Raw genomic sequence first — 12620 nt, 5'->3', positions numbered from 1 at the left:
AGTAAAAGAAACAATTCATACGGAAGGGGTGACCCGCAGTTGGACAGAAGACAGCCAGACCATGCAAAACACATGATTCTTGAAGGGCTGACAGACATTTTCCACGAGCAGGAGAGGTGTCAGGAGGACATCAGGGCGTCGTTGGCCGGACGGATGGACGAACTCCGAGAAGAAAACGGCAAAAAACTTCAGCTGACCTTGACGGAAATACACATTTTATCTTGTATCGGAGATCATGAACCGATCAATGTCACATCAATAGCAGAAAAAATGAAGACGACAAAACCGACCGTGTCGAGAAGCTGCGCGAAGTTTTTGGAAGCCGGCTTTCTGCGCAGAACCCGGCTGAGCGACAATAAAAAAGAAGTCTATTTCCGGCTGACTCCTGCCGGAAAAGAGCTGCATTCCCTTCATCACGAATACCACGAAATGATAAAAAAGCGGTTCTTGGCATTTTTGGACCGCTATACAGATGAAGAACTGTTATTTGCTGAACGGCTGTTCCGTGATCTTTCAGCAAACTGGCGCTCTGTAAATGGCGTCGGGCAGCTGTTGAAATAAAAAAACACGCATATGGATGCGTGTTTTTTATTCGGCTCATGTTCCTCTTTCTGCCCGGCCTCTATCGCCGTGCGCCTTTTTCAGCTGAGAAAGGTGGTGCAGCAGGCGATAGAAGGGCGGAAGCATGGCGATGACGAGAACGATCCTGATGACCTGAACCGCGACGACGAAAGTCGAGTCCTCATGCAGCGTGATCGAAGTCGCCGCCATCTCGGCGATTCCGCCGGGAGAGAAGGCGAGAACGGATGTAATCATGGAGATGCCCGTTAATTTAGAAACGGCAACCGCACTAAGGATCATTGCGGCGATTAATCCGACGGAGGAAATAAATCCGATCGTAAGCACTCTGGACACGCCGGTGAACATGCTTTTGTACATTTTCGAACCGATTGTGGCGCCGAGAAAAATTTGTGACAGCTGGTTCGCTTCCGGCGGCCACCAGGCCAGCATGTCTTTTCCCGCTAAAGCCGACACGCCGATTTCCGCGGCAGCAACGCCGATCATGCTGCCGAGCAGCCAAGGAGCGGGAAATTTCAGCCGTTTTGCGGCCTTACTTGCAAGCCAGGCAGCCAAAATAAATCCGGCCGTTAACAAGACGGGAATAAGGCCCGGATGTGAAGCTCCTGCTGAAACGGCTCCGGCTGATGTCTGAGCCGTACCGTTTTGTTTGGTAAATAAGAAAATGACGAGAAACGGTATTGTCATGACAACCAAAAGGACGCGTGTCAGCTGAATGAGACTTACAATCGCGGTATTTGCGCCGACTTCCTGGGCGATACCGGGCATGGCGGATAAACCGCCCGGCGCCGTGCCTACAAAGCTTGTCATCATGTCCGTCCGGCTGAACCGAAAGAGCACATATCCGGAAACAAGCGCCATCGCGATAGAGAAAATCAGCATGAAGCCAACCGGCAGCCAATGATCCCGTAAAACTGAAAGAACGGACAGGTTCAGTTTTTGGCCGAGTTCGATGCCAAGAATCATTTGTCCCGCCGCAAGCCATCTGCGGTTAATCCCTCTTCTGTCAGCCGCCATGAACAGCCAGCGGGGCCTCGTCATGGAGAGGATGCAGCCGGCGGCCAGCGTTCCGAGCATCCAGGCGATCGACATTCCTGTAAGCGAAAGAAGAAACCCCCCTGCCGCACTGATGAGAATAAACCAGATATCCGTAAGGAGATGTTTGTCTTTCTTCAATGAAAACCCTTCTTCCTGAAACATTCATATTAAATTGTTAAGCTCGTTAACCTTACTATTACTATAGTATAGATTTTGAGATAAATAAATGATGAATTATTTCTCATAATCCATTCATTTTTCTTATCATAAACAAAAAAGCTCCGGAGAAGGGGGAGTGCACCCTACTCCGAAACCTCGCCAGTCTTTCCTTTCCACACAAGGGTCAGTCCCAGACCGAGACATAAGACCACGCCTGCGAACAGAAACGGGAAGTGAATATTCATATCAAATAAAATACCGCCCAGAGCCGGGCCAAAAATGGTGCCTAAACTCGTGTATGTTGAATTCATTCCGGCGACAAACCCCTGCTGATTTCCTGCGATTTTCGATAGGAAAGTGGTCAGTGCCGGGCGCAGTAAATCAAACGCAAGGAATATAATGCAGGTGACAGCAAGCACGGGCAAAAATCCTGACATCACCGTAGAAACGAAAGCCAGCACAGCCCCGATGACCAGACAAAGCTGAATGACTTTTTTCTCCCCGAGGAAGTTGACAAGCTTGCCGAATGCGAGCACTTGGATGATGACCGCAACAATGGAGCTGAACGTAATAATAACGGCGATATCCTTTGGCGTAAAGCCGAATTTATGATTTGTAAATAAACTGAACACCGTTTCGTACGCCGACAGCCCGAATGCCAGCACAAAGACGATGATAAAGGCGATCAGGTAGCTTGGGTGAATCGACTTTTTCAAATCTTTTAAGAAGGTTGACTCTTTGACGCTTTCCATCTGCTGGGCGCGTTCCTCTTTAGATAATGGCTCTTTCAGCATAAAGACAGAGGAAATCACTGCGATAAATGCAATTCCCGCCGCAAAGAAAAACGGCATACGGACACCGTGATCGGCGATAAATCCTCCTATGCCGGGCCCGATGATAAACCCTGTGCTGATGGCGGCAGATACATAGCCCATCGCCTTAGATCTTTCCTGCACTGTCGTAATATCTGCGACATACGCTGTAACAGCGGGCATGATAAAAGCGGCGCTGACGCCCCCCAGCACCCTTGCAAAATACAAAACGTAGACATGTGTGCCCAACCCGAAGGTCAGCTCGGATAACGCGAACAGAAACAGCCCTGCGAGAATCATGATTTTTCTGCCGAAGCGGTCAACCCATCTTCCCGCAATGGGGGATGTGATTAATTGCGCGACGGCAAAGGCAGCGACAAGGTATCCCATTGTGCTGCCCGTCAAGTGCATCACATTCATAAACAGCGGCATAACGGGAATAATTAACCCAATCCCTAAAAACGCAATAAATATGTTGCTTAATAAGATGATGAGTACAGCTTTTTGTTCTCTAATCGGTTTTTGCATGTTGTTTCTCCTTTATCAGCTGCCCTGATTCTGTTGATCTGCATTGATGACTCCGTGAATAAACACGGAGATGGCTTCTATTTGCAATTCTCTTCTTTGCTGAATGGAATCGTTTTTATATAACACATCCAACCCGTAAAAGACGGACAGCAGGATTTTCACTTTTGATTCGACATGATGAATGGACCAGCTGCCGTCTTGATTTCCCTCTGTTAAGATCTCTCTCATCACATCGTCATATTCAATATCAATTTTGTTGAGACGTTTTACGACCTCCTCCGACGTAAACGCGCTCGCATAAAACTCTTCACTTGCTCTCATCAGCGGGTAATTGATGCTCATCCGGCTGAGCAGTTCTGCAAAGCCCGTCAGCTTTTCGGCAGCGTCTTTCAGATCAGCTTCCATTTCCCTCCACGTCTCGATCATCACGCGGTGATCCTCTTCCATGATATGAAGAAACAGAAACTCTTTTCCTTTAAAATGATGATAAAGATTGCCTTTGCTGATCTCGGCCGCCTCTAAGATATCCCGGATTGAGGTTTCTGAATAACCTTTTTTTGCAAATAAGTCACGCGAAGCGGATACGAGCTTTTTCTTCGTCTTTTCGCTCTTTCCGGCGCCGCCTTTTGTACTTGTCACATCACACAAATCCTTTCCGCCAAGTGAGGTTCGGCCCCTTAAAAACCGACCGGTTGGTTTATTTTATTATAAAGTGTTTTTGCTGATTATACAATGAAGAAGTCGGCGGTTTTTTAGAGAGGTCACGCAGCTTGAAAAATAAACCCCATTCTCTCCTATTGAAAGAATGGGGTTTGTCTGCGGCCTGAATGCTCCCGGCGGGGGAGCGTTATTTTCCGGTATTTGCCTGGGTATAGCTCGTGTTCGGCGCGTTTGATACCGTCCCTCCTGTGTGGTGGGAAGGAGAGTGGGTCATATCGTATAAAAACCAGACGGCATGACGCTGCTCGTCAAATGCCGTGCGGGCAAATAACCGCTTTGCTTCCGGGTGCACCGCTCTATCGGATGCCTGCAAATAAAAATCATTCGTTTTCTGCTCATCATAAAACGCCGCCCTCAGTCCTTCTCTGTATGTGTGCGGACAAAGTTCCGTCTGTTTCGGCGTCAACTGGTTTCCGGTAATTGAAGTATACAGTGAGGAGAAGGCATGCAGGTGGCGCATTTCTTCCTCTCTGATATGTTCGATTCGTCTTCTGATTTCTGCGGTCGGCGCTTTTTCGGCTAATATCGAGTAGCAGATCACAGCGCTGTATTCGCCGTTAATGGATTTTATCAGATCTTTTATAAGAACAGAGTCGTCGCCGCAGACGGCTGTATAATGAAAAAAATTCTCGTGCATTGGACTCACCCCCGGATGTTTATAGGGTATTATACGGCGATAGCCCGTGACATGTGCGGATATCATGCTTATTCTTGATCAAGCGGCGATGTGATATGGTCATTATATGTATCGACAAACAGCTGGCCGTTGCTTCCGCGCACCGCGTATACGACCTCTTCGGGTGTAAGGTTTCTCTTGTCTAATTCTTCTCTGAGCCATTTTTCCGATACGTGGTTTTCTTCGAAATTCTTCGTCACCAGCTGGCCGTCCATAATGAGCTCAACGGCAAAGTTCTTTTCGTGTCCTGCAAAAATGCCGAGATCCTGTCTTGTAACGGGCGCGAATTCCGGTTTGACCTCCACGGACATGCTGCCGTTTGTTTCAATGATGGCCGTCTGAACCTGAGAAATGTCAAATACATCATTTACACGAAGCTGCTGGTTCAGGTAGTCGAGGGTATAGCGCATCGTTTTCATATTATGCTCAAGTATTTTTCCGTTTTGAATGATAATGGTCGGTTTGCCCGCAAAGAAACCCCTGGCGGTTCTGTTTTTCATAGAAAGATATGCGACCAGGTAAATGATGACCACAAAAATCGTGTAAGCACTGACAGTAAAATGAATCGGCAGTTTTGTATTAAACGACAGATTGGCTGTGATGGCGCCGAGCGAGATGGCCGCAATGAAATCAAAAAGCGTCATCTGTGAAATGGTTTGTTTTCCGAGTATCCGGGCGCCGATAAACAAAATGCTGAACGACAGAATCGTTCGCACAATCACTTCGAGATATTCTGACATTATATTTAATCCTTTTTTTCTTTAATCTGGTCAAGAATGATATTTTTTAAAACAGTCATCCCGTTTTTACCAGCAGATGAGATTGGTCATTTTCGTCAACTTTCGATAAAATGTAGAAAGAATAAAAGAGAGGGGTCTTCTAATTTGGGTGTTGAGTTTTTAGTAGGCAGATCGGGGAGTGGGAAAACGAGGCTGATTATCGACAGCATTCAAGATGAACTGCGCCGGGAGCCGTTCGGGAAACCGATCATTTTTCTAGTCCCGGATCAAATGACGTTTTTAATGGAATATGAGCTTGCTAAAACGCCGGATATTGGCGGCATGATACGCGCTCAAGTGTTCAGTTTTTCGCGTTTGGCGTGGCGCGTGCTTCAGCATACCGGAGGCATGAACCGTCCGTTTGTGACGACGACGGGTGTGCAGATGCTGTTGAGGAAGCTGATTGAAGAGCATAAGCACGATTTTAAAGTGTATCAAAAAGCGAGTGACAAAGCCGGGTTCACTGAGCAGGTGGAACGGATGCTGACAGAGTTTAAGCGTTACTGTATTGAGCCTGAAGACGTCCGCCGCATGGCGGAAAGCGGAACGGCGTCAGAATATCGCGGAGAGCGGATGCTGTCTGAAAAACTTCATGACTTAGGCATTTTATATCAGCAGATGGAAAGAAGCCTCGCCGGCAACTATCTGCATTCAGAGGATTATTTGACGCTGCTCGCCCAGCAGCTTCCGTTAACGGATGTTGTAAAAGGCGCCAGAGTTTACGTCGACGGCTTCTATCAATTTACACCGCAGGAATTAAGGGTGCTGGAGCAGCTGATCATGCATGCTGAACATGTCACATTCTCGCTGACGGCGGACAGCCCTTCGGGAGAACAGGCACCGGATGAGCTCAATCTGTTCAGAATGACGGGAAGCACATACTATAAGCTTTATCAGATGGCAAAGGAATTGAATGCCGATATTTCCTGCAAGGAACTGCATGGCACGAAACGGCATCAGCATGTGCCGGAGCTTGCCTGTTTAGAATCGCAGTACGATGTGCGTCCCGCTGCGGCGTATACCGGCGGGCAGGAAGCTTTTACCGTCATACAGGCACAAAACAGAAGAGCCGAGCTTGAGGGTATTGCCCGGGAAATTCAATCACTTGTCCGGGACGGAGGATACCGGTACAGGGATATGGCGATTCTCATCCGCCAGCCGGAAGATTATAAAGATTTGCTGAAGGAAGTGTTTGCAGATTACGGGCTTCCTTATTTTATTGACGGAAAAGCTTCTATGCAGCATCACCCGCTTATAGAATTCATCCGTTCAAGTTTGGATGTCGTAAAGGGGAACTGGAGATATGAAGCGGTGTTCCGCTGTGCGAAAACCGAACTGTTATTCCCGCTTGATCAGCCGGTGCAGAAAATAAGAGAGCAGGTCGATCAGCTTGAAAACTATTGTATCGCCTACGGAATTAAAGGGGAGCGCTGGACGAACGGCGAGCGGTTTGTATACAGGCGCTTCGTATCGCTCGATGAGGATTTCGCGCAGACGGATCAGGAAATAGAGATGGAGCAAATGCTGAATGAGACGAGAGAATGGATGGCCGCGCCCCTCGTCCGGCTTCAGAACCGGATGAAAAAAGCGAAAACGGTTCAAAGCATGGCGGAAGCTCTTTATCTCTTTTTGGAAGATACCGATGTTCCCCTGAAGCTGGACCGGAAAAGGCAGCAGGCCGAAGAGGCCGGAAACATGATCGAAGCGCAGCAGCACGGCCAGGCATGGGACGCCGTTATCCAGCTTCTCGAGGAGTTTGCCGGCATGATGGGTGAAGATGAAATGTCTTTGGCGCTGTTCCAGCAAATGCTTGAAACGGGAACCGAATCACTTCATTTTTCTTTAATTCCCCCTGCGCTTGACCAAGTGTTTGTAGGGAATATGGACCTGTCAAGAATGTACGGCACGTCCTGCACGTTTGTCATCGGGGCCAATGACGGCGTTCTTCCTGCGCGCCCGGATGAAAACGGCGTGCTGTCCGATGATGACCGGGAGTGGCTGAGAGCGGTCGGAGTGGAGCTGTCTTCCGCGGGGCGTGAGCGGCTGCTTGATGAGCATTTTCTCATCTATATGGCGCTGTCAAGTCCGTCTGACCGTCTGTATGTGTCATATCCGATTGCCGATGCGGAAGGAAAAACGCTCCTGCCGTCAATTGTTGTAAACAGGCTTGGCGAGCTGTTTCCCGACCATCAGGAAAAACTGTCGGCTGCTGATCCCGAGCAGGTAAGCGAAGAAGAGCAGCTTCAATATCTCGTCAATAAACAGGTGGCACAGACGTATACGGCAAGCCAGCTCAGGCTGTGGACAAGAGAATATGAAATCAGTGATGTATGGTGGAGCGCATACAATGTGCTGATGAAAGAGCCTGATCACCGGCGCGCGAAAAAGCTGTTTTCAAGCCTGTTTTTCCGCAATGAGGCGAAGCGTCTTGAACGTCCTGTTTCGCGCCAGCTTTACGGCGAGCACATTAAAGGAAGCGTCTCCCGGATGGAGGCGTTTAATGCCTGCCAGTTTTCTCATTTTGCATCTCACGGGCTGCAATTAAAAGAGCGGCAGTTTTTCAAGCTGGAAGCGCCGGATATCGGACAGCTGTTTCACTCCAGCCTCAAGCTGATTTCAGACCGGCTTCGTGAGCAGAAGCTGGAATGGCGCGATCTGACGAAAGATCAGTGCCGGAATTTCTCCTATGAAGCGGTGGAACGGCTTGCGCCAAGGCTGCAAAAAGAAATTCTGCTCAGTTCAAACAGACACTTTTATGTGAAGGAAAAACTGCAGAAGATCGTCACGCGTGTCTCAGGCATATTAAGCGAGCATGCGAAGGCGAGCGGTTTTGTCCCGATCGGCCTTGAACTCGGTTTCGGCGGAAACGGTCCGCTGCCTCCGCTCACTTTCACGCTGAAAAACGGCTGTACGATGGAACTCGTCGGCCGGATCGACCGCGTGGATAAAGCGGAAAGTTCAAAAGGCCTGCTGCTTAGAATCGTGGATTATAAATCAAGCGACAAGGGGCTTGATCTGGCTGAGGTATATTACGGGCTCGCTTTGCAAATGCTCACGTACCTTGACTTATCGATTACACATTCAGCGGATTGGCTCGGCATGAAAGCGACCCCCGCAGGCGTTTTGTATTTCCATATCCATGATCCGATGATTCAGGCCAGTCTGCCGATGGGGCTTGATGAAATCGAGCAGGAAATTTTCAAGAAATTTAAAATGAAAGGCCTTCTCCTCGGTGACCGGGAGGCAATCAGCCTGATGGATACGACTTTGGAGGAAGGACGTTCAAATATCATTAATGCCGGTTTGAAGAAGGACGGTTCTTTAAGATCCGATTCAGCCGCAGTCAGCGAACGGGATTTTCATCTCCTGACAGACCATGTGCGGCGGACATTTGAACAGGCGGGCGAAGCGATAACGGACGGGCTTGTGTCCATTACCCCGTATAAGCTGAAAGATAAGACGCCTTGTACGTACTGTGCGTTTAAATCGGTGTGCCAGTTTGATGAGTCCCTTAAGGAAAATGAATACCGCAGCCTGAAAGCGGAAAAAGACGGCACCATACTGGATTGGCTGAAAAAGGAGGCGGATGATGATGCAAATTCCTAAACCGAAAGACAGCATATGGACGGATGACCAATGGAGCGCCATCGTTTCTTCCGGCCGCGATATTCTGGTCGCAGCCGCAGCCGGATCAGGTAAAACGGCCGTGCTCGTGGAACGGATGATCAGAAAGATAACCGCGGAGGAAGATCCGGTTGATGTTGACAGGCTCCTTGTGGTGACCTTTACAAACGCCTCAGCAGCGGAAATGAAGCATCGGATCGCTGAAGCATTAGAAAAAGAGCTCGCCAAAAATCCGGGATCTCTCCATATCAGACGGCAGCTCTCTCTATTAAATCGGGCGAGCATTTCGACGCTGCACTCTTTCTGTCTGCAGGTGCTTAAAAAATATTATTATATGATTGATCTTGACCCGGGCTTTCGGATGGCTGACCAGACGGAAGGCGAGTTGCTCGGAGACGAAGTCCTTGATGAGCTGTTTGAGGATGAATACGCAAAAGGGAATCAAGCGTTTTTTGAGCTTGTGGACAGATATACGACGGACAGGCATGATTTGGATCTTCAAGATCTCGTCAAGCGGGTGTACGAGTATTCACGGTCTCATCCTGATCCGGAAGCGTGGCTGAAAAGCTTTGTCCGCCTATATGATGTGACGGAAGAAAGCAAAATGGAAGAGCTGCCGTTTTACGAGTATGTGAGAGAAGATGCTGAAATGGCGCTCTTCGGGGCAAAGCAAAAGCTTGAAAAGGCGCTTGAACTGACAAAAGCGCCCGGCGGGCCGGCGCCGCGCGCTGATCATTTTCTGGATGATCTTCAGCAGATAGAAGAGCTGATCAGCTGCCGGCATGACTTTGAGGCGCTGTATGAACGGGTCCCCGCGGTCACATTTAAGCGGGCTAAGGCGGTAAAAGGTGATGAATTTGACAAGGCGCTTTTGGATGAAGCGACCGATTTGCGAAACGGCGCGAAAAAACTGATCGAAAAATTAAAGACCGATTACTTTACAAGAAGCCCGCAAGATCATGTAAAGAGTTTAACAGACATGAAGCCTGTCATTGAAACGCTCGTTCAGCTCGTGATATCGTACGGAAAACGATTTGAAGCGGCGAAACAAGAAAAATCAATCATTGATTTCTCAGATTTGGAACATTACTGTCTGGCGATTTTAACTGCGGCTGATGAAGACGGCCGGCGGGTGCCGAGTGAAGCGGCCGTTTATTATCAAGAGCAGTTCCATGAGGTTCTGGTTGATGAATATCAAGATACCAATCTTGTACAGGAATCTATTCTGCAGCTTGTGAAAAGCGGGAATGAAGAGGCGGGAAATCTGTTTATGGTAGGCGATGTCAAACAATCGATCTACCGATTCAGACTTGCCGAGCCGCTGCTGTTTCTCGGGAAATATAAAAGGTTTACAGAAAGCGGGGAAGGCGCGGGACAGAAAATTGACCTGAACAGAAACTTCCGCAGCCGCTCCGATATTTTGGACAGTACGAATTTCTTGTTTAAGCAGCTGATGGGCGGCAAAATCGGCGAAGTGGACTACGATGAACAGGCGGCATTGAAACTCGGTGCGTCGTATCCGCCGAATGACGCGGCAGAAACGGAACTGCTGCTGATTGACAGTGCTGATGATGCAGACAGCTCCGAGGATGCCGAAGATTTTGAAACCGTGCATTGGGAAGCAAAAGCGATAGCCGCGGAGATCCGGAAGCTTGTCTCATCTCCGTTTAAGGTCTATGACGGCAAAACCAAAACACACCGGAATATCCAGTACCGGGATATCGTGATTTTGCTGCGTTCCATGCCTTGGGCGCCGCAATTGATGGAAGAACTGAAAAACCAGGGCATTCCGGTTTACGCCAATTTGACGTCGGGTTATTTTGAAGCCGTGGAGGTGGCTGCGGCGCTTTCGGTCTTAAAGGTGATTGACAACCCGTATCAGGATATTCCGCTTGCTTCCGTACTGCGCTCGCCTATTGTCGGCTGTGACGAAAATGAACTTGCGCTGATACGCCTGGAAAAGAAAAAAGCGCCGTTTTATGAAGCGCTGAAAGCATATATAGCGAACGGTGACAGACATGACGAGCTGTATCAAAAGCTGAGAACATTTTATGACCATCTGCAAAAGTGGCGGTCATTTTCGACGAATCATTCGGTAGCTGAGCTGATTTGGGAAGTATACCGCGATACCGGGTATTTTGATTATGCAGGCGGCATGCCTGGCGGAAAGCAGCGCCAGGCCAATCTGCGCGTCTTGTATGACCGGGCGCGCTCGTATGAAGCGACGGCGTTCCGCGGGTTATTCCGCTTTTTGCGGTTCATTGAACGGATGCAGGAGCGCGGCGATGATCTGGGGACGGCGCGGGCGCTCAGCGAGCAGGAGGATGTCGTGCGGCTGATGACGATCCACAGCAGCAAAGGACTTGAATTCCCCGTCGTTTTCACCGCCGGACTCGGCAGAAGTTTTAATATGATGGATCTCAACAAATCATACCTGCTTGATAAAGAGCTCGGTTTCGGAACGAAGTATATTCATCCGGAACTCAGAATCAGCTATCCGACTCTGCCGCTTGTGGCGATGAAGAAAAAAATGCGCAGAGAGCTTTTATCAGAAGAATTGCGCGTGTTATATGTGGCGCTGACAAGAGCGAAGGAAAAGCTGTTTCTCATCGGTTCCTGCAAAAACCGGGAAAAACAGCTGGCCAAATGGCAGGCGCAAGCGGACAGGGCCGATTGGCTTCTCTCTGAATTCGACCGCTATCAGGCGACATCTTATTTGGACTTTATCGGGCCGGCGCTTATCCGCCACCGTGACATGGAGGCGCACAGGCCGCCGGGTCTTTCGGCTCCGGAGGATATCGCGCACGATCCGTCCCGTTTTCACATCCGGATGCTGCAGCAAAGTGAGCTGCTGGAAGATAACCCAAAAGAACGGGCTGAAGAAAAGAGCAAACGTCTCAAGGCGATTCAGCAGGGCGAGCCGATTCCTGATTCGTTTTCATTTGATGATCAGGCGCGCCGTCTCCTTGAATGGGAATACCCGTACCGAGAGCTGACGGCTATCAGAACGAAGCAGTCAGTTTCTGAGCTGAAGAGAAAGCAAGAATACGAGGATGAATACAGCGGCCGCTCTCTCATCAAACCGTCAGGGGACACGCTTTTATACAGGCGTCCCGGTTTTATGATGAAAAAAGGGCTGACAGCCGCCGAAAAAGGGACGGCGATGCATACGGTGATGCAGCATATACCGCTGACGCACGTTCCGACTGCCGAAGAAGCGGAGCGGACGGTTCAGACGCTTCACGAAAAAGAGCTGCTGACAGAAGAACAGCGGGACGCTATTGATATCGAAGACATTATACAGTTTTTCGAAACTGAAATCGGGAAAGATCTTCTCGGGGCGCGGCGGATTGATCGGGAGGTGCCGTTCAGTATGGCGCTTCCGGCCGGCGAGGTGTACAAGGATGCCGAAACGGCCGGTGAACCGCTGCTCGTGCAGGGGATTATTGACTGCCTCTACGAAACGGCGGACGGACTCTATTTGCTGGACTATAAAACAGATCGGATAGAGGGGAAATTCCGGAACGGATTTGAAGGCGCGGCCCCGATCCTGCAAAAAAGGTATGAAACACAAATCGAATTGTATACAAAAGCGATTGAACAAATTACAAAAACGAAAGTGAAAGGGCGTGCGCTCTATTTCTTCGATGGAGGTCACGTTCTTACACTGTAACAAGATCCGAAGCTCCTTTTTGGAGCGGATCT

Annotated in this window: 8 protein-coding genes; 3 read left to right on the top strand and 5 right to left on the bottom strand. The window is 49.2% G+C overall.

The genetic code is table 11. The annotated features are described in order from the left end of the window. Nucleotides 1-39: 39 nt before the first annotated feature. Nucleotides 40-561: a MarR family transcriptional regulator gene (locus tag ACXN9U_RS09235; RefSeq protein WP_016938297.1), complete on the top strand. Its 522-nt coding sequence runs from the start codon at nt 40-42 to the stop codon at nt 559-561. A 36-nt stretch (nt 562-597) separates the two neighbouring features. Here the strand turns inward: ACXN9U_RS09235 and ACXN9U_RS09230 are convergent, their stop codons facing one another. The 5 genes from ACXN9U_RS09230 to ACXN9U_RS09210 all read right to left on the bottom strand — a co-directional run bounded on the left by ACXN9U_RS09230 (nt 598) and on the right by ACXN9U_RS09210 (nt 5252). Further along, the gene (locus ACXN9U_RS09230) at nt 598-1755 is read right to left on the bottom strand and encodes an AbrB family transcriptional regulator (RefSeq protein ID WP_016938296.1); all 1158 of its coding nucleotides are present in this window, start codon (nt 1753-1755) and stop codon (nt 598-600) included. A gap of 164 nt (nt 1756-1919) precedes the next feature. After that, nucleotides 1920-3116 (bottom strand): MFS transporter, encoded by a 1197-nt coding sequence (locus ACXN9U_RS09225; protein ID WP_489202475.1) that lies wholly within the window; start codon nt 3114-3116, stop codon nt 1920-1922. A 15-nt stretch (nt 3117-3131) separates the two neighbouring features. Next, nucleotides 3132-3755, bottom strand: a complete 624-nt coding sequence (locus ACXN9U_RS09220) for a TetR/AcrR family transcriptional regulator (RefSeq protein WP_489202474.1) — start codon at nt 3753-3755, stop codon at nt 3132-3134. Nucleotides 3756-3963: 208 nt separating this feature from the next. Continuing rightward, a complete protein-coding gene (locus ACXN9U_RS09215; RefSeq protein ID WP_060963125.1) occupies nt 3964-4473 on the bottom strand; it encodes a ferritin-like domain-containing protein in 510 nt (169 codons plus the stop codon). Between the two features lie 68 nt (nt 4474-4541). Then, entirely contained in the window at nt 4542-5252 is a 711-nt protein-coding gene (locus tag ACXN9U_RS09210; RefSeq protein ID WP_489202473.1) for a DUF421 domain-containing protein, read from the bottom strand. A gap of 144 nt (nt 5253-5396) precedes the next feature. Here ACXN9U_RS09210 and addB point away from each other — a divergent pair, with 144 nt between their 5' ends. Together addB and addA are read left to right on the top strand one after the other, a co-directional pair. Further along, nucleotides 5397-8897 carry a helicase-exonuclease AddAB subunit AddB gene (addB, locus tag ACXN9U_RS09205; protein ID WP_489202472.1) on the top strand — a complete coding sequence of 1167 codons (3501 nt, stop codon included), beginning with the start codon at nt 5397-5399 and terminating at the stop codon, nt 8895-8897. Beyond that, complete coding sequence (gene addA / locus ACXN9U_RS09200) at nt 8884-12588, top strand: helicase-exonuclease AddAB subunit AddA (protein WP_489202489.1); 3705 nt, start codon at nt 8884-8886, stop codon at nt 12586-12588. The genes addB and addA overlap by 14 nt, the downstream gene beginning before the upstream one ends. Nucleotides 12589-12620: the final 32 nt, after the last annotated feature.

The sequence above is a fragment of the Bacillus sp. BACIII genome (assembly GCF_057836745.1).
Note: the sequence above shows the minus strand (reverse complement) of the source record. Positions and strands in the feature narration are given on the sequence as shown.

Coding starts and splice junctions, on each gene's coding strand:
- ACXN9U_RS09225 (WP_489202475.1), bottom strand. CDS start 3,116: ATGCAAAAACCGATTAGAGAACAAAAAGCTGTACTCATCATCTTATTA.
- ACXN9U_RS09215 (WP_060963125.1), bottom strand. CDS start 4,473: ATGCACGAGAATTTTTTTCATTATACAGCCGTCTGCGGCGACGACTCT.
- ACXN9U_RS09210 (WP_489202473.1), bottom strand. CDS start 5,252: ATGTCAGAATATCTCGAAGTGATTGTGCGAACGATTCTGTCGTTCAGC.
- addA (WP_489202489.1), top strand. CDS start 8,884: ATGCAAATTCCTAAACCGAAAGACAGCATATGGACGGATGACCAATGG.